The following is a 20510-nucleotide window of genomic DNA, read 5'->3' as shown; positions in this document are numbered from 1 at the left end:
CGCGGTTAGTATATGAATTCGGGAGGCATAACAAGGCGCTGCACTCGGACAAAATAAAGCTGCGCCGCTTCGCTTTGCATCTTTATTTTTCCGGTGAGCTTGGTCGTTAGCCATATAGGGAGTCAGATGGACGAAAGTACGTTGGATAAAATTGCTGGGTTCATATGCGGTAACGACGAGGCAAACCCCGAATACCGATCTAGCTCAAAGTTAACAGCGTTCTTTCAAAGGGCTGGCTTATCTCAGTTCGTCCATGATGGTTCGACTCGTCAGCGTTGGGTCTTGGAGCGGCTTAGAGAGTGCAACCGAGAGCAGATGGCTGTAGTACTGAAGCGGCTGGCATCGCCAAGGGAGTACGCCGGAGATAGAGAAAAGACGAAATCTGCATTGGTTCAACTGAATGATATTCTCTATGTCGAGGGCTTCAAAATAAAACTGGTGGGGACTGAGCCCAAGTTTGAAAAAATTACGATTGATTTCTCCGATGTGGGTGAGGAAGACGACGAGCTGAAACCGTTGCCAGCTCCTGACTTCCTTGCTCTAGGACTTGAGTACGGGGTTGGAGAGGTCCTGAAGAATCGCTGGGACGAGTCACAGCGTTGTGTGGACGCAGGGGCCTTTCTATCCGCTACGATTGTTATGGGCAGTATGTTGGAAGGTTTGTTATTAGGAGCATTTCAGAGAAACCCTGCAGTCGTTAATAAATGTTCGAGTGCACCAACGGATCATAAGACAGGTAAGGTGAAGAATTTCGCTGACTGGAAGTTGGCTGAGATGATAGACGTTGCTCATCACGTTGGATGGCTTGGCCTGGATGTTAAGAAGTTCTCACATTCTCTACGGGAGTTTAGAAATCTTATTCATCCATATGAACAGATGGCAACTCGGATGAATCCTGATGCTGATACATGTGGGATCTCGTGGCTAGTGGTTCAGGCTGCCGTCAATGATTTGGCAAAGCAGTTAAAATATGGCTAACGAGCGTATGTTGACCAACCGCTGCGTTGCTTAGGACCCTTTCAGTCGGCTCCAAATGCGGGCGTAGCCAAAAAGTAGAAACAGGGATATGGCGGGAATTTTTAGCTTTAAATGCTCTTGCTGTGGAAAGCAGCATGAAGGTTCACCTAGCTTTGGGTTTAAAGCTCCTGATCCTTGGCTGGGGCAATCAGAGAAAGTAAAGCAAGAAGGTAGAATCGGCGATGATCTTTGCTATTACACCGATGAAGATGGTACGCATTATTTCGCACGCGTGGTAATTGAAATCCCAATTCATGGGGTAGCGGAGCCCTTCATGTGGGGCGTTTGGGTTTCGCTTAGCAAAGAAAGCTATGAACACTACCTGGAAACATGGGACGAGCCAGATCCTGACAGGGCTTACTTCGGTTGGTTTTGTAGCAAATTACCTTACTACGAAACCACGTATTCGTTGGCAGCTGACGTTCACCCTCAGGCTGATGGTGCTCGCCCATATCTCTGTTTACATGAGGTGGAGCATGAGCTTTATCACGATTCCGTCAACGGTATTAGTATTGAGAAAGCACAAAAAATTGCAGAGATTGCTATGCATGGCTAACAAACCGCTGAAATTCGTTACGGCCACAAGAAAAGCGTGGCCTTCACTAGGACTCGCTTCGCTCGCCGTTTAGCGGGGCGTTATGTGTACTAAGGGATTAGAGTATGGATTTCCAAACGATACCAATAATAAGAATATTCGATGAAGAAAAAGCCAAAGAATTTTACCTTGGCTTTTTAGGTATGAACCTAGATTGGGAGCATAGATTTGAACCAGGTTTCCCGATTTATATGCAGGTCACGAGAGGCGACTTAGTCTTTCATCTTAGTGAGCATTCTGGAGATTGTACGCCGGGTGGCAAAGTCTTCGTAAACGTTAGTGATCTCGATACTTTGTACAAAGAAATAGCATCAAGAGACTACTCCCTTTGTAAGCCACAAATAGAGCAGGCCCCATGGGGCGATCGTTGTTTTACCGTAATAGATCCTTTTTCAAACAAGGTACTATTTAATGGCCGTAAAAACACATAACAAGACATTCAAGGCGCCAGCAAGCTGGCTGGGACCTCCACTGCGTCGCTTTATTTGTGCTTTAATAGCACAAATAAATCAACTACGTTACGGCCCCTTAATGGGGCGTTATATTTTCGGGAGACAACATGCCTAAATGTAAAGAATGTTGTAATAGCTTCGGCTTCATGGAATTGAAGAACGGTATATGTAGCTCCTGCCAAAAGAAGAAGACACCTCCTTGTTCTGGCTGTGGAAAACTTTTTGATCCAACTGATCTTAATGATCAATACCTTTGTATTTCATGCGCAAATGAGAAGATTAACGCGATTCAAGCGCAGAAAGCAGAGCGGGCATTAGAGAATGAGATAAATAAAATTATTTTAACTACTGAAGCATCTCATAATCTCGATATAGAAGAGAGAATCGAGATCATAACTGCTGAAGCTGTTATTGGTATGAATGTAGTCAAAGATCTATTGGCAAGTGTTAGAGATGTTGTAGGCGGTCGAAGTGGTACGCTTCAGAAAGCGCTTCGAGAGGCTCGAGAAATAGTGTTGGATGAACTTAAAAGGGAAGCCCATTCTTTAGGTGGTAACGCTGTTGTGGCAATAGATTTAGATTATGGGGAGATTTCTGCGAGTGGCACCATGATCATGGTAGTCGCGAGTGGCACCGTTGTTAAAGCTAAAATATAACAAGCGGCCGTTTAGGCCACTGAAAAGCGTGGCGGGATGCGTAAAAAACGCGCGCCCAAAGGCCGGGCGTTATGTTGCTCACGGAGAGCCCATGGAATCCGAATTTGATCGGCTTTTAGAGTTTTCTCGTTCGTTCGATTACGAGCATGACAATGATCGTGAAATCGTCATCGTTGGCTGTGATTACATCGAAAGCTTGATCAAGGAAATTCTCGAAGCTACTTTCATCGATGACCCCAACGAGGCCAAGGCTCTCTTGAGTGACTCTACGGGGCCTCTTTCTGGATTGGTTCCAAGGGCAAGGCTGCTCTATCTGCTTGGGGTGATTCCTGAACCGGTTTACAAGGACATTAAAACAGTTGGAAAAATCAGAAATGAGTTTGCTCATAAAGTATCTGCGTCATTCTCCGACAACAGAGTTCAACAGCTCTGCGGAAATCTTGAATGGCATGTGCAGAGCCTGTTTATGAAGCCGCCTCCAGAAGCCACGGCTAGAGATATTTATCAGGTTGGAGTCAACCAACTGGTTTCGCATCTTGGGGCGTTGCCAGGGTTTCAGAGGTTCAACCGTGAGAGAAGCAACTAACCATGCCAGGCATGGCGACGCCTTTTTCGTTGCGGCTTCGCCTCCACTACAAAGCCGCGCATGCTGGCGGCGTTACTCGCCATGAAACGTATATTGCTGCTTCTGACACTTTATCCGGCCGTGCTTAATGCGTCGATTGACTTGGTTAAAGTAGATAAGTCAGAAAACCGTATGATGCTGATGGAAAATGGCCAAGTCGTAGCTGAATATCATGTAGTTTTTGGAGAGAACCCAAAGGGGCATAAGGTTCAGGAAGGTGACGAGCGGACACCTGAAGGTCGATATACTCTGGATTACAAGAAAGAAGATTCGTCATTCTATCGTTCTATGCACATCAGCTATCCCAACGCTGAAGATGAAGCCAAGGCGGAAGAGCTTGGGGTATCACCTGGTGGTTTTATCATGGTGCATGGTCAAAAGAACGGTTTAGGGTGGCTCTCATTTCTCTTTCAAAAGTTCAACTGGACGGATGGCTGCATAGCACTCACGAATAGCAACATTGATGATTTTATGGAAAGGGTAGATGTCGGTACTCCGATTGAAATCCACTGGTAAACGAGTAACAAGCACAAGTAGTTCGTTCTGGCTGCGTCAGAACCACTTCATGCGTCATTGCACAGTGGGCCGCACATAACGTTCGTCTTGACGTACGTACCTGAAAGCGTACAATTGGTTAATATTTGAACACGTTGGAGGTGCATCATGACCGGAATCACAGCAACAGAGGCGCGCAGTAACCTTTATCGGTTGATCGATGAAACTGCCGAGTCCCACCAACCAATCGTCATTATGGGTAAGAGGAATAAGGCCGTTCTGGTGTCCGAGGAAGATTGGTCGGCTATCCAGGAGACACTTTACCTGCTCTCTGTACCGGGAATGCGGGAGTCTATTCGTGAGGGAATGGATACCCCATTAGATGCATGCGATGAGGAGCTGGACTGGTGACATGGACGTTGGTTTATACCAAACAAGCCCAGAAAGATGCTAAGAAGCTGGCCTCCAGCGGCCTTAAACCAAAAGCACAAGACCTGTTAGCGCTGATATCGGAAGACCCATATCACAAGCCACCTCCGTTTGAGAAGCTCATTGGTGACCTTTCCGGTGCCTGTTCTCGTCGTATCAATATCCAGCATCGTCTGGTTTACCAGGTGCTCGAAGAGGAGCGTGTGGTGAAGGTTCTCAGGCTTTGGAGCCACTACGAATAATGCTGATCTTACTCTGCGGAAAAATGGCCGCTGGCAAGTCCACGAAAGCTGCTGAGTTAGTTGCATCGCGTTCCGCGGTTCTCTTCGCTGAGGATGCGTGGCTGAGCGAGTTGAACAACCAGATCGTGCGGCAACCGATACGGATGAAATGTTCAGGGCGATGAGTCGTTACTTCTCTGAGCCGTCGGAAGATGAAGGCTTTAATATCATCAGGCTGAGTGCGACTGAGTAAGTACTGACAGCGCTTAAGTAAGGACAAGATGTATGACTGAATATAAAGGCTCGTGTTTGTGTGGCGCGGTAACGTTCACGATTGAAGGGAAGTTCGACAGCTTTTATCTCTGCTATTGCTCGTACTGCCAGAAAGACAGTGGCTCCGCACATGCAGCCAATCTGTTCTCTGCGTCGGCGGTACTGCGTTGGGACAGCGGTGCGGATGAGGTAACCACCTTCAATTTACCGGGAAGCCGTCATTCAAAAAGCTTCTGTAAACATTGTGGTTCTGCGGTGCCGGGCAGCGAGTTACCCGGTGTGTTGATGGTGCCTGCGGGTAGCCTTGATACTGAGATTGAGATCACGCCCACGGCGCGCATTTACACTGCCCGCCAACACAGCTGGGTAGGGAAGCTCTCTGCGGCTCCCCAGTATCCTGAACTACCGGAAAAGTCCGAGTAAGAGTAACTTAAGTTTCGTCGCAGACTCTGATCACCAGGCTGCCATGCTTACCGGGTTTTTCTAAGGCTCGGTGGGCTTCCTGAATATCTCACAGCTCGAACGTTTTATGCACCACTGGCAAAAATTCGCCATTCTGGGCGAGCCCTACCAGGGTTTTTAAGTCGTCGATATCTTCTCGGGCTGTGCCCGTAATTTCATGGCGTCCTTCGCTGTCTTTATGCGTAAAAGAAAGCAGGGTGTCTTTCATAATGGTGCAGGAGATCTAATCCCCGACATCCTGTGTAGGAGCGATTCAGCCGGAGGCTATTCGCGAAGAGTGGGATAATGATTGAGCTATGGTTGTATACGGTTAAATAGTATAGTTGATCATTCAACGGAAGTAGAACAGATTCTCAGGAGTATACCTTGTCACTAGATGCAAACTCTCGTTCCCGATTTGTGACTCTTATCGCTTGGGTCGCAATTATAATAAGTGGCTTTCATACCTTTCTCGGCTTAATACAGAACATCATGTTTCACGCTTCGTCAGTATTTGGAGAAATGTTTCAGATGATGAATTCGGAAGCACTACCTCAGGATGTTCCATACATATTCACGCTGCTAGTAGATAATATGAGCCTCTTTATCTTTCTGGTCGGCTTTGCCGTTCCTTTATGCGTACTGGTCGTTTCTATTAATTTTCTGAAAAGAAAGAACTGGGCTCGGATTCTGTTTGTGGCTGGGCTTGCTCTTGGAATTGCAATGACGCTGTACAACGTAGGTAGCGAGATCGTCTGGCTTGGCGATAGAGGCTCCGTGCCCGAAGATCTAGCTAAAGATTTTTCATATTCACTGATTGATTTTGAACGAATCAATAGCATATATCTTGGTATTTCCGTATTTTTTGTGGCTATCTATTCGGCAATAATTTGGTGGTTGATACGTCCGACTGTTGTGAGAGAATTTAAGGTCTAAGCTCTGCTGGACAATTCTCAGCGCATAAAAAAGCCCCCGCATCTTCACCAGATCCGGGGGCTTTTCTTTCGTTCACAATCAGTCGATCTGCACTTCCAGTGTGTAGCTACCTGTTCCTGGTTGCGCTGCCATCCACACATACACTTCGGTAGTCGCAGCCGGTACCGTGTAGGTAAGGGACGTGCTCATTTCGTTCTCACCAAAGTAATGTACAACCGGCTCGCCATTCTCCTCTAATACTGTGCTGTCTGAGTCTGACAAGGCAACGTAAATCAGACTCGCCCCATCATCAGTAGCAGACGCATTGATTGTGACAACGTCGCCTTCACTGACTGTGTATTTGTAATAGTCATCAGCGTCAGAGTTATCCGTATCCAGCGTTCCGTCGACAGTCGTAAACGAGTCCGAAACCACCTGAGCAGTAGCCGGTGTATCGTTCGGTTCATCGTCAGTAATTTCTGTGGCAACAGGAGTGACCATGGTGAGTGTAAAGGCAGACCGACTTGGTAGAGCAGGCGTCCATACTTTGACCCAGATTTCACTGATACTGGCGACGGTATATTCCAGTGTTTCATCGACACCATTGCCCTCTGTATCGGCACAGGCTAGCTTGTTGCCTGAGCCGTCAAAGAAGGCAATGTTGTAGTCTTTATCCGCAGGCACGTTCATCTCGGCAGTGAGCTCCTGACCTGTAGATACGGGCATGCGCCATACGGCGAGAGCATTATCAAACGTAAGCTCGGTATTCACTGTGGTTCGTGCCGCAGCATTGATGCGCGTGGTACTGAGACTGACGTTACTACAGTCTTCAAGAGAGGTTGCGCCCGGAGATTCTGGAGCTACGACGGTGGTTGAGTCCGATGAGTCGGCATCGTCACCGGCGCACGCGGCCAGCATCGGACTGGCGATAAAGGGAGGATAAGTTTGCGCATAGGAGTCCTTCAATACTGGCTGATTCTGAAGTTAGGGGCGGCAGTTCATAGGTGCCGTCCGATTAGCTTAGTTGTTCAGTAGCGAAGGGGGCGCAGCAGGGGTAGTTAGACAGGTGGCAGATTGGCCTGACGGGATATCAGGCCAACCCAGAGGAGAATATCAGGCTTCAACTGCCTTTTGACGTTGGCTACGACGCACTTTTATCTGCGGCTTTTTAGTCTCTGACGATGGTGCAGAGCTATTTTTATTGCTTGTGCTGCTAGCCGGCCGATTACGCGGACGGTTGTTTCCGCCTGGCTTTTTGCTCCCTTCAGGGCGTCTGTTGCCATCAGAACTTCTGTTACCACCAAAGCGTGCTTGGGAATTACCCTGATTCTGCTCTTTAGGTGCCTTGGGTTTCTTCGGCTTTTTGTTCTTGGGTGGCAGTATCTTTCGTGACTCGGGCAGTGGATTTTGTGGTTTAAAGCCGTCGATGAGTTCACGATCAATATGCTTCTGAATCAGGCGTTCAATATCCTGCAGCTGTTCAATTTCATCGGCGCTGACCAGGGAAATAGCATGCCCAAGCATACCCGCACGACCCGTGCGGCCAATACGGTGTACGTAGTCTGCCGGTACGTTCGGCAGATCATAGTTCACGACCTGAGGAAGCTGGTGGATATCAATGCCACGAGCGGCGATATCGGTAGCAATCAGCAGTGTAATCTTACCGTCTTTAAAATCGGCCAGTGCTTTAGTGCGTTGATTCTGACTTTTATTGCCATGAATCGCTGCCGCTTTGATGCCGTCTTTTTCTAGCAGGCGTACGAGTTTATTAGCACCATGTTTAGTACGGCTGAATACCAGTGCCTGCTCCCAGCTCTGAGTGCGGGTCAGATGACTCAGCAGGCGTGTTTTCGCAGCTTTATCGACCGGGTGTAATTTGTGCGCAATCTGAGCGTTGGTGGTGTTTTCTTTTGCCACGCTGACTTCGGCTGGGTTATCCAGCAGACGTTGTGCTAAATCACGGATTTCATCTGAGAAGGTCGCAGAAAACAGCAGGTTCTGGCGTTGGGTCGGCAGTATTTTCAGGATGCGTTTGATGTCATGAATAAAGCCCATGTCGAGCATACGGTCGGCTTCATCAAGCACCAGAATATCCAGCTCATCAAATTTAATCGCATTCTGGCTGTGCAGATCGAGTAGGCGGCCAGGAGTCGCGACTAGTACTTCCACACCGCTTCGCAGTTTTTGCATCTGTGGGTTAATTTTTACACCACCAAAAACGACCGTTGAGCGGATTTTAGTGTGTTTGCTGTACATCTCGACATTATCGAGAATCTGCGCCGCCAGTTCGCGGGTGGGCGTCAGTACCAGCGCTTTGACACGGTTGCCAGACGCACGCGGCTTATCAAGCAGTTGTTGCAGTACCGGCAGAGTAAAAGCAGCTGTTTTGCCGGTGCCAGTCTGTGCGGAAGCCAGCAGGTCGCCGCCCTGTAAGACAACAGGAATGGCTTTCGCCTGAATCGGTGAAGGCTTGGTGTAGCCTTTTTCTTTTACGGCACGGGCGATAGGTTCGGCCAGCGCCAGATCATCAAAGGTAATCTCAGTATTCGTATCTATAGTGTCGGACATAATATTCCAATAGATGCTGCCAGCCGCATTAAGCCGGTAGCAAAAGTCGTCGCCCTTATGGGCAGAAGCAGCAGTAGTCAGAACAAAATGTGTTCGGATCAGACTGAAGCCAGCGAATTGGCCGTTAGTTCGAGAGTGGCCGGGTGCGGCATTCAGATATTGTCAGGATCAGACGGGTGTCGATGAAGAGGCAATAAAGGATGTCGCGACGGCAGGAGGTCTAAGTAGCTTACCTGACGTCGCGTATGAGTATAGCAGGGTTATTATTTCAAAACGACCAGCATCTGGCCCGGAGCCACACCTTTACCGGCTTCTTTCAGAAGCTCGACAACGGTGCCGTCTTTGTGGGCGGTGACTTCAATCTCCATTTTCATGGATTCGAGCACCATTAGCGGTTGCCCGGCCTTGACGTTCTGCCCGGGCTCCACAAACACCTGCCAGACATTGCCCGAGACATGGCTTTCGACGGCGAATTCGCCGCTTTCAAGTTCACGCTCGTCGCTCTCTTCGATGGCTCCGGTATCGGACTCAAAACGCAGCAAGCCTTTGGCTTTCCAGTCTTCGAGTTCGGTCTGGAAGGCGCGCTGGCGATGCGTCTGGAAGGCACTGATGCCTTCGGCGTTGTCGCTCAGAAAGCGTTCGTACTCGTCAAGGTTGAAAGTATCCTCTTCAATTCTGATCGGATACTGCCCGTGTGGGAAATTTTCACGAATACCCGTCAGTTCATCGTGGCTGACTTCGTAGAAGCGGATTTTATCGAAAAAGCGTAACAACCAAGGCTTGGTAAACTCACGGGTTTGTTTGTAGCGATTCCACATTTGCAGAGTACGCCCGACAAACTGATAGCCACCGGGGCCCTCCATGCCGTAAACACACATATAGGCACCACCAATGCCGACGGAGTTTTCCGCCGTCCAGGTTCGTGCCGGGTTGTATTTGGTTGTTACTAGGCGGTGACGAGGGTCTACCGGTGTTGCGACCGGTGCACCGAGATACACGTCGCCCAGTCCCATCACCAGATAGCTGGCATCGAAGACGATTTTTTTAACCTCGTCGACGGAGTCAAGTCCGTTAATACGACGAATAAACTCGATATTATCCGGGCACCAGGGCGCATCGGCGCGTACGGATTTTACGTATTTATCAACGGCCTGCTGGCAGGCGATATCATTCCACGACAATGGCAGCCAGACGGTGCGTGAAGGTACTTCGGCATTTTTCAGATCACCCAGTGCGCCTTCTTCTTTTATCAGAAGATCAAGCAGATCGCTTTGCTTTAATGCCAGACTGTCGTAGTGAATCTGCAGCGAGCGGATACCCGGCGTCATTTCTATCACACCCGTCAGGTTCTTTTTCTGCAAGGACTCCATTAAGGCATGAACACGAAAGCGCAGACGGATATCTAACTGCAACGGCCCGTATTCAATCAGCAGATAATTATCACCGGCGGGACGATAAACAACACCCGTCGGATGATTGTCGGTATCAATGGTATTTAATACCGGTGACTCAGGTAAATACTCACTTACGTTTGAGGGGGCGTATTCCAGTGTATTTAACTGGTTTATTTGTTCTGCACGCAGGTTGACTGCGGTGTCATGGCTGACGGGTGTAAAGCGGATTTTATCCCCAGCTTTTAATTGGCCGAGTTTCCACAGGTCAGCCTGAATGACCGTAACCGGACAAACAAAACCTCCCAGACTTGGGCCATCCGGGCCGAGAATGACCGGCATATCACCGGTAAAGTCCACCGCGCCAATGGCATAGGCGTTGTCGTGGATATTGGATGGATGCAGACCGGCTTCGCCGCCATCATTACGTGCCCATTCGGGTTTAGGGCCGATTAAGCGCACACCTGTGCGGCTGGAATTAAAATGAACTTCCCAGTTTGCCGCAAAGAATTCATCAATATCGTTTTGTGTGAAAAAATCCGGTGCCCCGTGAGGGCCGTAGATCACACGAAGCTGCCATTCATTGCCGATATCAGGCAGCAGGTTGCTGGCGGTTTCGACTGGCTCAACGGTGGTGTGACCTTCGGTCAGATGCAGTACATCACCGGGCAGAAGTGCCCGGCCGTTATGCCCGCCAAACTGACCGAGCGTAAAGGTCGAGCGAGAGCCTAGATATTCAGGGCATTGAATTCCGCCCGCCACCAGAAGATAAGCCCGTGCACCCGCTCCGGTGACTGTGCCGCAATCAAGCTGATCACCTTGTTTCACTTCGATGACCTGATTAAACGCGATGCTGGTTGTTTTACTATCGCTTGTCAGTTCGGCACTCGTTTCTGCCCCCGTCAGAATAATCTGGGTGGCTTTCTGGAAGACAAGCACCGGGCCTTTTAAGGTGATTTCCAGACCTGCGCAATCTTCGCTATTACCAAGCAGACGATTACCTAAGCGGAAAGAATATTCGTCGAATGGGCCTGACGGCGGAATACCCACGTCCCAGTGGCCAATACGTCCGGGAACATCCTGAACGGTGGTTTGAGTACCACCGCTGATCACATCAATGGCTGGGTCGGAGAACTGCATTTTGTTCAGTTTCTGCGTCCAGACCAATCCGGCTTTTACTTCTTCGTCTTTTAGAATCGACTTCAGGTAAAGCAGGTTGGTTTCGATGCCGTATAGTTCAGATTGGTCGAGAGTCTCTGCAAGCCCCTGAATCGCTGAAGCGCGATCATCGGCGGTAACGATAACTTTTGCCAGCATAGGGTCAAACAATGCTGGCACCTGTGTGCCGCTCTCAACCCAGGTGTCGATCCGAGTGCGCATTCCATCCGTGGCTTTGGCTTGCCAATCCACCCGGCTTAAAAGACCGGCACAAGGCTGGAAGTTTTTTACCGGATCTTCGGCATAAATACGCGCCTGAATGCTGTGGCCTTTGGGCGTACGTTCTTTGTTTAACGGCAACTCGTCGCCAGCACCGAGTCGCACCATCCACTCGACCAGGTCGACGCCAAAGACTTCTTCGGTGACACCGTGCTCAACCTGTAAGCGGGTATTCACTTCGAGGAAATAAAATGACTCGCTGGATTCGTCGTAAATAAATTCTACTGTGCCTGCACTGCGGTAATTTACGCTTTCGCCTAAACGTTTCGCTGTCTCATGCAGGGCAGTGCGGACTGCCTCTGAAATACGGGGTGCCGGTGTTTCTTCAATGACTTTCTGATTACGACGTTGCAATGAGCAGTCCCGCTCACCAAGTGCTGCTACCGTACCTTTACCGTCACCAAAAATCTGAACTTCAATATGGCGGGCGCGCTCGACAAATTTTTCGAGAAAGACGCCATCGTTCGAGAAGTTATTGGCGCTGAGACGTTTTACCGAATCAAAAGCGTTCACCAGCTCTGCTTCGGTGTAACAGAGCTGCATACCGATACCGCCGCCACCGGCGGTGCTTTTCAGCATTACTGGGTAGCCGATGCGTGTGGCTTCTGCTTTTGCTTCGCTCAGGTCAGTCAGAAGCTCAGTGCCTGGAAGAAGCGGAACGTTGGCTTGTTGTGCTAGCGCACGGGCACTGTGCTTTAAACCGAACTCCAGCATCTGTTGGCCGGTCGGCCCAAGGAATACGACACCTGCTTTTTCGCAGGCATCAGAAAATCCGGCGTTTTCACTTAAGAAGCCGTAGCCAGGGTGGATGGCCTGAGCACCGCTGTCTTTCGCAATGCCCAGGATTTTTTCCTGGTTCAGGTAGGTGTCGGCAACGCTGCCACTACCCAAGGAGTAGGATTCTTCTGCCTGCTGAACATGCAGCGAGTGTTTGTCAGCCTCGTGATAAATCACCACGGGAGTCACACCGAGTGCTTTCAGTGTGCGCATGACACGCACGGCAATGGCACCCCGGTTAGCAATCAATACTTTGTTAAACATAATTACTCCCAGATCAGTACTTCAACCGGTGTCGGGTTGTAGCCGTTACACGGGTTATTCAGCTGCGGGCAGTTGGAAATCAGTACGAGAATATTCATATCAGCGCGCATTTCGACGTATTTACCGGCACCAGAAATACCGTCTTCGAACGTCAGCCCACCTTCCGGCGTCACAGGTACGTTCATAAAGAAGTTAATGTTATGGGTAATGTCTGACTTGCTCAGGCCGTATTCTTCGTTTTCGTTAATCGCCAGCATCCAGCTATCGCGACAGGCGTGCATGCATTTCTTTTCGAGCGAATAACGCACTGTATTGGATTCGGTTGCGCAGGCACCACCTAGGGTATCGTGTCGACCACAGGTGTCAGCAGTAATCGTTAACATAGGGCGGTCTTCGTTGGAGCGAAGCACGGTGCCAGCCGTGAGGTAGACGTTTCCTTGGGCGCGAATGGTATCCATAGCGCTATAGCGTTCAGAAACTTCATCGGCGTTGTAAAACAGAGTATCGGCTGCCTGATTACCTTCGAGATCGAGAATCCGGAATGTCTGACCTTTTTCTATAGGGTGCAGGAAGTAGTCCCCTGCTGGAACTGTCTGGCGGAAGACGGCAACGTTTACGTTGAGTTGGCTTTCTTTAATCATGATGCGACTCCTTATTGACCCATAAACTGGTAGATGGCGTTGTTCTTAAATCCACGCTGGTTTTCAGGGCGGGAGTTCATGCATTCATCATCAGCCTCGACGGGTTTCGCCTGAGCGATGGCATAGTGCACCGGGCGTACCGGATATTCTTCAGCGGTACTCAATGGATGAGGGCAGGTGTGCATAACGACCAAGGTGTCCATTTCGAAGCGCAGCACGATTTTGTCACCCGCTTTTGAGCCTTCGCTGTACTGCATATTGCCTTCGGCGTCGGTGCTGATTTTGCTGAAGAGATTCAGGTTGGCGGCCATGTCTTTGCGGGTAAGACCGTACTTCGCCAGCTCGACGAGGAAGGCGTCATAGCCGTTCTGGGTCCAGCCGTTCAAGGCTTCCTGATAGGTTTTCAGTGACCATTTTTTCTGTAGCATGTCTTTATTCAGGTTACCGCATACGGTGTCGTGCCAGCCGCAGTCGTCTTCAACGATGGACGCAAAAATGCGCCCCATGTCTGAATACAGGCAATGACCACGGGTTAGCTTAAAGGTGTGCTGACCCTTTAATGTGTCGGGTGCATTGTATTTTTCAAGGAGGTTTTCCGGGTTAAAAAATAGCACCCCAAGATTGGCTCCGCCTTTAACATCCGTCAGTGTTAACAGCGTGCCTTTCTTTACACGCATCGACCAGTGGCATCCACCACCGAGGGTGTCTTCGTAAATAGTGTCACCATACTGAAATTCAGACATAAAGGACTCCTGTACGCGCAGACACGTGGGGCGCGGAAATCATTGATAAAAGGAAATGAGGTTTTGTCATGGTGCGGGCTCCTGCAAGTTCACGGATTCATAAACGCTGCTCATTAAAACGTGGGCAGTACGTTGTCTGATCTCCCGGGCTTTTATCCCGCCGTGTAACCTGCCAGTACGCCGCTGGAGGTCGGTCACTCTCGGTCCAGTCGCTGGTGTTCTCTCTTCTAAGTACTTTTACGTATCAGAACAGACCTGCCGGAACCCTAGTGCCCTTATTGTGGCAGCAGCACATGTTTTTCTGCATGTTTATGTGCGTTGCCTTTCAAAGCGTAGGTACAACTGACTAAGCGATTGCCGTGCCAGATGTCTATTTATATTGATAACGCGCTGAAGCACGGAAATCAAGCCCGGTCTGGTGCACTTTCATGGCTTTGAATATGACTCAGTGGTCGATTCTGGTGCTTTGAATTTGCCTGCCTGCAACCTGGTGGTGCGCTTCTGTTGCATTGGATTTCGTAAGGTCTGCTGATGAGCCGATGTCGCTGTCGGGCGCGGTACGCAAAGCTGACATAAGCCTGAAGGCCCCGACTGACGGCGCTTTCAGTTGCACTTTCAGGAAGAGCGGGGTGGATTACCGGTGCGGATGCAGCCGTGTCTTTGGTCATTCTACGTCGGGCTGGCACAACCCATGCTCTAGTGAATATTACGAATGATTAAAACCGTAATACTACAACCACATTGGGGAAATCCTATGGCGATCAGAAAGAAGTTTATTGCAGGTGCAGTCTCTGTTGTCTGTGCAGGTCTGATGAGTGTGGCAAGTGCTGTCGCAGAACCACTTAAGATCGGTTACAGCGATTGGCCGGGCTGGGTAGCCTGGGAGATTGCGCTTGAGAAGGGCATGTTCGAAGAAGAAGGTGTTGAGGTTCAGTTCGAGTGGTTCGACTACGTCGCCAGTATGGATGCCTTCGCAGCGGGTCAGCTGGACGCTGTTTCAATGACCAACGGTGATGCACTGGTAACGGGTTCGACCGGCGCGAAAAACGTCACGATCCTGGTCAACGACTACAGCAATGGTAATGACATGGTGGTTGCTGCTGCCGGTATCAGTACGATTGAAGAACTGAAAGGTAAGAAAGTTGGCGTTGAGATTGGTTTTGTTGGCCATCTGCTTCTGCTGAACGCGCTTGAAAAAGCGGGCATGAAAGAAACTGACGTTGAACTGGTGAACGTACCGACCAACGAAACGCCTCAGGTTCTGGCTTCTGGTCAGGTGGATGCCATTGTTGCCTGGCAGCCAAGTTCTGGTCAGGCACTGAATCTGGTTCCGGGTTCGAAACGCATTTACTCCAGTGAAGATGAACCGGGCCTGATCTATGACGTGTTGGCAGTTTCTCCGCAGAGTCTCGCGGCGAATCGTGCGGAGTGGATGAAAGTGATCAAAGTCTGGTACATGGCGGTTGATTACCTGAAAGATCCTGAAACCCGTGATGAAGCCATCAGCATTATGGCGGCACGCGTGGGCATTCCACCGTCTGAATATAAAGGCTTTATCGACGGCACCAAAATCCTGACCTTAGAAGAAGCACTGCCATTTATGGAAAAAGCGAAAGGCTTTAAATCGATTTATGGCTCAGGTGAAATCGCCGATGCATTTAATCTTGCAAACGATGTGTATGGCGAGAAGCAACCGGTGGATGAGTACATTGATCCATCCCTGATGGAAGCGCTGTAACCTTCAGGGTTATCGCAGCTTCTTAATCACGCCGGCGTGATCTGCGCCGGCATTTTCTGAATCACGATTAAACATGCCTGGCAGGGTAGGGGATCGCTCACTCTGGCGCTGTAAATCGGGCAAGTAAATGGGGATATCCATGCAGCTAATAGCCGTTAACAGAAAGCTTGATCAAGGGCCGCGCCGCGCGGTGACCCTGGCCAGCTTCGCCTTACCCATTTTGCTTTGGGCGCTGATCAGCTATGTCCCTTTTCTCTGGCATCCGCAGGTAGAAATTACCCAGCCAGGTTCAGTCAGTTACTTTAGTGAAGGACTGCTGGTAGACCGTGAAATATTCGAGCGCGAATACGCCAAAGCCAGCGACAATGAGACGGCCCTGCCAGAAGGTAAACCCGCAAACCCGGTCTATCTTCCTGCGCCTCATGAAGTTGCGGTGGCATTTGTTACTGCCTTTACCACAGAACCGCAACGGCGTAGTGAAATGTGGCTGCATGAAAGCCTCTGGAGCAGTATTCAGGTTATCTTCTGGGGGTTTGTGCTGTCGTCTATTATCGGTATTCCACTGGGCATTTTAGCGGGCACTTACGATTTCTTTTCACGCCTCTTTGAGCCGTTTATTGAATTCTTCCGTTATCTGCCAGCGCCGGCGTTCGGTGCGCTTGCTGTCGCGGTTCTCGGTATTTATCAGGCACCGAAAATAGCCATCATTTTTATTGGTACCTTTTTTCAGCAGGTGCTGGTGGTTGCCAATACCACCCGCAAGCTCGATCCGAGCCTGTTAGAAGCGGCGCAGACGTTAGGCGCTAAGAATAGATCCATGCTGTTCCGTGTCGTAGTGCCGGGCATTCTGCCAGACCTGTATCGCGATGTGCGTATTCTGCTCGGCTGGGCGTGGACCTATCTGATTGTGGCCGAACTGATTGGTACCAGCTCAGGCATCACCTGGTTTATTACTCAACAGGCGCGCTACAAAAATTTCGACAATGTATTTGCCGCCATCATCATGATCGGGATTCTCGGTCTGACCATTGATCTGTTGCTGGCATGGTTGGGGCGTCGTCTCTTCCCATGGCAGAAAGAATCCAAATAATCGGGGGATACGACGATGACAAATTCAGAACTGCCAAGCTATCTCGATCAGTCGCCCGAAGTAAAAGATCGCTTTGACCGACTGAAACAACGCCCGGTAACCATGGAGGTGAAAGGCCTCAATAAACAGTTTGGCGACGTTACCGCATTAAAAGACATTAATTTAAAGATTCATAAACGCGAGTTTGTCTGTGTGATCGGGCCGTCGGGATGTGGTAAGTCGACCTTGATACGGATTCTGGCCGGGCTTGAGCAAGCCAGTTCAGGGCAGGTACTTCTTAATGGCGAAGAGGTCACTCAGCCCGGGCCTGAACGCGGCATGGTATTTCAGGGGTATACCTTATTTCCGTGGCTGACGGTAAAAAAGAACATTATGTTTGGCCTGCTCGAAAGTGGCTACGACAAAGGCACCGCAGAGTCTGAAGCACGCGAGTGGATTAACCTGATTGGCTTAACCAAATTTGAAAACAGTTATCCGCATCAGTTATCGGGCGGGATGAAGCAGCGGGTAGCGATTGCCCGGGCATTAGCAAACCGGCCTAAAGTATTGCTGATGGATGAGCCATTCGGTGCACTGGATGCTCAGACTCGGGCAAAAATGCAGGCCTATCTGCTGGAGATCTGGAAGAACATCGATGTCACTGTGTTCTTTATCACCCATGATCTTGATGAAGCGGTGTATCTGGCTGACCGGATTTTAGTGCTCAAAGCCAACCCTGGCGAAGTGCAGGAAATCGTAGAGGTGCCGGTTCCGCAGCCGCGTTCACCCGATCAGTTTATGGACCCGGAATTTCTCGCCACCAAGCAGCACATCGAAGAGTTAATTCATCCACCGGCCGAGCAGGAAGAAGATGACGATCATCTTAATCTTGTGCGTATGGTGCATGTGAATGATGACGTCGGGAGTGTGTTCTGATGTTTCAGCTCAGTCACATGACCTGGGAAGAAGTCGCGGATGCGGTGCGTTCTGGCATTGAAACGGCCATTCTCCCGATAGGTGCGACCGAACAACATGGTCCACACATGGGCTGTGGCATGGATACCGCTATCGCGCATCGTCTGTGCAGTGATGTTGCGGCTGAGAGCGAGATATTTCTTTTACCGACCTTACCTTATGGCTGCTCTGTTGGGCATTCTCATCGCTGGCCCGGAACGATTGCGCTCAATCCTAAGACCTTAATCGATGTAATTTCAGACATCGGTGACTGGGTGAAAAACTCGGGTGTCCGGCGCCTTTTGCTGGTAAATGGCCACGTCACCAACGAAGCACCATTGCGCTGTGCACTGGAGATTCTGCGTGCGCGTCATGATGGCTTTATGGTGGCGCTGGTCAATACCGCACAGATTTCTGCACGCGTAAAAGACGCCCACTTTGCCGATGCCGGTGACTGGCACGCCAACGATGCTGAAACCTCGTTAATGATGCATTTATTTCCGGAAATCGTCCGTGAGGAAAAACTCGCCGAGGCCGACGATGAAGACCGCACCGGCGGCTGCGTCTTCAGCCACCCGGTCAACCGCACCAGTAAAAATGGTGTGACCGGTACCCCGTCAATTGCCAGTGCCGAAAAAGGCGCTCAATTGTACCAATGGATGTGTGAAGACTTTTCTTCGCTCCTGCACCACGCCACACAGGAAGAGGCACCTCTTAATCACAGTTACTTCGAGTCTGTACTTTAGAAAACATTCTTTATGGGAATGAAACAATGATCGACATTAAATCTGACAGTGAAATTCATAAAATTCAGGAAGATTTGAAAGAGAAAGGCGTTAAGTACTGCATGGGTACCTATGTAGATATTCATGGTATTCCAAAAGGCAAGGTAGTACCCATCAGCCATTTGCATCATATGGCACACGGTTCAGAACTCTATACCGGTTATGCGCTGGATGGCTTAGGGCAGGCCCCCAACGATGACGAAATCGCCTCCGTCCCGGATCTCGATCATATTATTCAACTGCCGTGGCAACCCGAAGTCGCCTGGATGCCAGCGGACAACACCCTGTACGGCGAGCCTTACATGCTTAATACGCGAGTGCTTTTAAAATCGGTACTCGAACAGGCCAAAGAAATGGGCTTTGGTATGAACCTCGGTATTGAGGCCGAAGTATTTCTGCTCAAGAAAAACGAAGATGGCTCTCTTGCGCCGCAGGACCCGGACGACAAGCTGAAAAAGCCGTGTTATGACACACAGTCTTTCCTCAGTAATTTCAGCTGGCTGGATCGTATGGCGACCTCCATCAATGATCTGGGTTGGGGCTTATATTCCTTCGACCACGAAGACGCCAACGGTCAGTTCGAATTCGATTTTAATTACGCCGATGCCGTAACCTCGTGTGACCGCTTTACCTTTCTGAAAATGATGGCCAAGGAATACGCCAAACAGGAAGGCCTTCTGGCGACCTTTATGCCCAAACCATTTTCGAGCAAAACCGGGAACGGCGCGCACTTCAATATGTCGCTCTACGATCTCGACACCAAAGAGAACCTGTTCCAGTGCAAACCGGCGGACGATCCTCACGGGCTCGGCTTAACTGACTTGGGTTATCATTTTATAGCGGGTGTACTGAAGCACGGCCCGGCCTTGTGTGCGGTTTTCGCACCGACGGTGAATTCCTACAAGCGACTGGTGCGTCAGGGCGATATGCCGTATTTCACCTGGGCACCGGTGTTTAATTCGTTCGGTTCAAATAACCGTACTAACTCGGTTCGTGTACCCATGGGCGGTGGCCGTTGTGAATCGCGCAATGCCGATGGTGCGACCAATCCTTACCTGGCCTGTGCGCTGGTACTGGCGGCGGGTCTTGAGGGTATCCGCGAAAAGCTTGATCCGGGCAAACCACAGGAAACCAACCTCTACGAGCTGACCGAAGAAGAACGTGAAGCCCGTGGTATTGGCTTTTTACCACGCACACTGGATGAAGCCATCACGGCATTTGAGAGTGACCCGTTTGTTGAAGAAGTGCTGGGTAAAGAGTTACGTGCGGAGTTTATTCGCTACAAACGCGAAGAATGGAATGAATACCACCGCTCGGTGAGCGAGTGGGAAATCGAACGCTACAGTCACCTGTTTTAATGGATAAAGGTACCGGATGAGTAATAAGGAACCCCTCAGTCGTATCAGTATCTCGCTGCCCGAGTCGTTGCTTGGGGGGCTGGATGAAATGGTGGCACGGCGCGGCTTCGACAGTCGCTCGCAGGCCATCTGCGACATGATCAACCGCGATATCAACGAGCACCGCTCGCAGTCGGGGGATGAGGTGATGACAGGGACGTTGAATCTGGTCTACAACCACTCAACGCCGGGTCTGCATAAAAAGTTATACGATCTGCAATATCGCTATATCGACGAAGTCATCAGCAACCTTAGCGTCAACCTGACGGACACCCACACACTGGCTGTATTGCTGGTCCAGGGGCCGGCCGATCGTCTGCGGTTGATTGGCGATCAGATGATCAGCCTGCGGGGCGTTGCGCACGGTAAGCTATTGCTGAACTCCTATCTGATACCCCCCATTCATCCATTACCTGAGTCTTAGGCTCAGATTGCCGTCTTTCGAATAGATATATTGCGCCATAGCATCCACGGGTGCTTTCTATGGTTTGCGATTTTGATAGTCTGCGGCCGCACAACCACCTTAGCTCTAGTAATCTGCCTGACAAGGATAGTGGCAATATGAACGTGTTAAAGGCACTGATTCTGTTGTTTATCGTGTTTTCACGTGTGAACGCAGAGGGCGTG

23 protein-coding genes and 1 riboswitch are annotated in these 20510 nt (G+C 50.0%); of the genes, 17 read left to right on the top strand and 6 right to left on the bottom strand.

All coding sequences use genetic code 11. The features are described 5' to 3' along the window. The first annotated feature begins 126 nt into the window (after positions 1 to 126). From B2R29_RS09360 to B2R29_RS09315, 10 genes are all read left to right on the top strand, one after another. Positions 127 to 978: a hypothetical protein gene (locus B2R29_RS09360; RefSeq protein WP_301180811.1), complete on the top strand. Its 852-nt coding sequence runs from the start codon at positions 127 to 129 to the stop codon at positions 976 to 978. 88 nt (positions 979 to 1066) lie between these two features. Further along, positions 1067 to 1573 (top strand): DUF2199 domain-containing protein, encoded by a 507-nt coding sequence (locus tag B2R29_RS09355; protein WP_301180810.1) that lies wholly within the window; start codon positions 1067 to 1069, stop codon positions 1571 to 1573. 104 nt (positions 1574 to 1677) lie between these two features. Next, a complete protein-coding gene (locus tag B2R29_RS09350) occupies positions 1678 to 2043 on the top strand; it encodes a glyoxalase superfamily protein (protein ID WP_301180809.1) in 366 nt (121 codons plus the stop codon). Between the two features lie 128 nt (positions 2044 to 2171). Then, on the top strand, positions 2172 to 2720 hold the full coding sequence (locus tag B2R29_RS09345; protein ID WP_349677999.1) for a YbjQ family protein: 549 nt from the start codon (positions 2172 to 2174) through the stop codon (positions 2718 to 2720). Between the two features lie 91 nt (positions 2721 to 2811). Continuing rightward, positions 2812 to 3306 (top strand): MltR family transcriptional regulator, encoded by a 495-nt coding sequence (locus B2R29_RS09340; RefSeq protein WP_301180808.1) that lies wholly within the window; start codon positions 2812 to 2814, stop codon positions 3304 to 3306. Positions 3307 to 3387: 81 nt separating this feature from the next. Then, positions 3388 to 3861 carry a L,D-transpeptidase family protein gene (locus B2R29_RS09335; protein ID WP_301180807.1) on the top strand — a complete coding sequence of 158 codons (474 nt, stop codon included), beginning with the start codon at positions 3388 to 3390 and terminating at the stop codon, positions 3859 to 3861. A 147-nt stretch (positions 3862 to 4008) separates the two neighbouring features. Further along, on the top strand, positions 4009 to 4251 hold the full coding sequence (locus tag B2R29_RS09330) for a type II toxin-antitoxin system Phd/YefM family antitoxin (RefSeq protein WP_301180806.1): 243 nt from the start codon (positions 4009 to 4011) through the stop codon (positions 4249 to 4251). Continuing rightward, positions 4248 to 4511, top strand: coding sequence for a Txe/YoeB family addiction module toxin (locus B2R29_RS09325; RefSeq protein ID WP_301180805.1), 264 nt, complete (start codon positions 4248 to 4250; stop codon positions 4509 to 4511). The genes B2R29_RS09330 and B2R29_RS09325 overlap by 4 nt, the downstream gene beginning before the upstream one ends. 97 nt (positions 4512 to 4608) lie before the next feature. Beyond that, entirely contained in the window at positions 4609 to 4743 is a 135-nt protein-coding gene (locus B2R29_RS09320; protein WP_301180804.1) for a hypothetical protein, read from the top strand. Positions 4744 to 4775: 32 nt separating this feature from the next. Further along, entirely contained in the window at positions 4776 to 5186 is a 411-nt protein-coding gene (locus B2R29_RS09315) for a GFA family protein (protein WP_301180803.1), read from the top strand. An 88-nt stretch (positions 5187 to 5274) separates the two neighbouring features. Here B2R29_RS09315 and B2R29_RS09310 read toward each other — a convergent pair whose 3' ends face one another. Continuing rightward, positions 5275 to 5433 (bottom strand): hypothetical protein, encoded by a 159-nt coding sequence (locus tag B2R29_RS09310; protein ID WP_301180802.1) that lies wholly within the window; start codon positions 5431 to 5433, stop codon positions 5275 to 5277. Between the two features lie 158 nt (positions 5434 to 5591). Here B2R29_RS09310 and B2R29_RS09305 point away from each other — a divergent pair, with 158 nt between their 5' ends. Continuing rightward, positions 5592 to 6140, top strand: a complete 549-nt coding sequence (locus B2R29_RS09305) for a hypothetical protein (RefSeq protein ID WP_301180801.1) — start codon at positions 5592 to 5594, stop codon at positions 6138 to 6140. Positions 6141 to 6218: 78 nt separating this feature from the next. Here the strand turns inward: B2R29_RS09305 and B2R29_RS09300 are convergent, their stop codons facing one another. From B2R29_RS09300 to B2R29_RS09280, 5 genes are all read right to left on the bottom strand, one after another. Beyond that, positions 6219 to 7085, bottom strand: a complete 867-nt coding sequence (locus tag B2R29_RS09300) for a hypothetical protein (RefSeq protein ID WP_301180800.1) — start codon at positions 7083 to 7085, stop codon at positions 6219 to 6221. A gap of 147 nt (positions 7086 to 7232) precedes the next feature. Then, the gene (locus B2R29_RS09295; protein ID WP_301180812.1) at positions 7233 to 8657 is read right to left on the bottom strand and encodes a DEAD/DEAH box helicase; all 1425 of its coding nucleotides are present in this window, start codon (positions 8655 to 8657) and stop codon (positions 7233 to 7235) included. 293 nt (positions 8658 to 8950) lie between these two features. Beyond that, positions 8951 to 12556 carry an urea carboxylase gene (gene uca / locus B2R29_RS09290; protein WP_301180799.1) on the bottom strand — a complete coding sequence of 1202 codons (3606 nt, stop codon included), beginning with the start codon at positions 12554 to 12556 and terminating at the stop codon, positions 8951 to 8953. A 2-nt stretch (positions 12557 to 12558) separates the two neighbouring features. Then, positions 12559 to 13197, bottom strand: a complete 639-nt coding sequence (locus B2R29_RS09285) for an urea amidolyase associated protein UAAP2 (RefSeq protein WP_301180798.1) — start codon at positions 13195 to 13197, stop codon at positions 12559 to 12561. 11 nt (positions 13198 to 13208) lie between these two features. Next, positions 13209 to 13940 carry an urea amidolyase associated protein UAAP1 gene (locus B2R29_RS09280; RefSeq protein ID WP_301180797.1) on the bottom strand — a complete coding sequence of 244 codons (732 nt, stop codon included), beginning with the start codon at positions 13938 to 13940 and terminating at the stop codon, positions 13209 to 13211. A 139-nt stretch (positions 13941 to 14079) separates the two neighbouring features. Then, positions 14080 to 14221: riboswitch (guanidine-I (ykkC/yxkD leader) on the bottom strand. A 473-nt stretch (positions 14222 to 14694) separates the two neighbouring features. Here B2R29_RS09280 and B2R29_RS09275 point away from each other — a divergent pair. The 6 genes from B2R29_RS09275 to nikR all read left to right on the top strand — a co-directional run bounded on the left by B2R29_RS09275 (position 14695) and on the right by nikR (position 20307). Beyond that, positions 14695 to 15678, top strand: a complete 984-nt coding sequence (locus B2R29_RS09275) for an ABC transporter substrate-binding protein (protein ID WP_301180796.1) — start codon at positions 14695 to 14697, stop codon at positions 15676 to 15678. A 139-nt stretch (positions 15679 to 15817) separates the two neighbouring features. After that, positions 15818 to 16768 carry an ABC transporter permease gene (locus tag B2R29_RS09270; protein WP_301180795.1) on the top strand — a complete coding sequence of 317 codons (951 nt, stop codon included), beginning with the start codon at positions 15818 to 15820 and terminating at the stop codon, positions 16766 to 16768. 15 nt (positions 16769 to 16783) lie between these two features. Beyond that, entirely contained in the window at positions 16784 to 17683 is a 900-nt protein-coding gene (locus tag B2R29_RS09265) for an ABC transporter ATP-binding protein (RefSeq protein ID WP_301180794.1), read from the top strand. Next, positions 17683 to 18447 (top strand): creatininase family protein, encoded by a 765-nt coding sequence (locus B2R29_RS09260; protein WP_301180793.1) that lies wholly within the window; start codon positions 17683 to 17685, stop codon positions 18445 to 18447. The genes B2R29_RS09265 and B2R29_RS09260 overlap by 1 nt, the downstream gene beginning before the upstream one ends. Positions 18448 to 18473: 26 nt before the next feature. Next, the gene (glnT, locus tag B2R29_RS09255) at positions 18474 to 19844 is read left to right on the top strand and encodes a type III glutamate--ammonia ligase (protein ID WP_301180792.1); all 1371 of its coding nucleotides are present in this window, start codon (positions 18474 to 18476) and stop codon (positions 19842 to 19844) included. A 16-nt stretch (positions 19845 to 19860) separates the two neighbouring features. Continuing rightward, complete coding sequence (gene nikR / locus B2R29_RS09250; protein ID WP_301180791.1) at positions 19861 to 20307, top strand: nickel-responsive transcriptional regulator NikR; 447 nt, start codon at positions 19861 to 19863, stop codon at positions 20305 to 20307. Positions 20308 to 20510 lie beyond the last annotated feature (203 nt).

The sequence above is a fragment of the Thalassolituus sp. UBA3500 genome (assembly GCF_002377545.1).
GTDB lineage: Bacteria > Pseudomonadota > Gammaproteobacteria > Pseudomonadales > Oceanobacteraceae > Thalassolituus.
The sequence above is the reverse complement of the archived record's forward strand: the minus strand, read 5'-3'. Positions and strand labels throughout refer to the sequence as shown.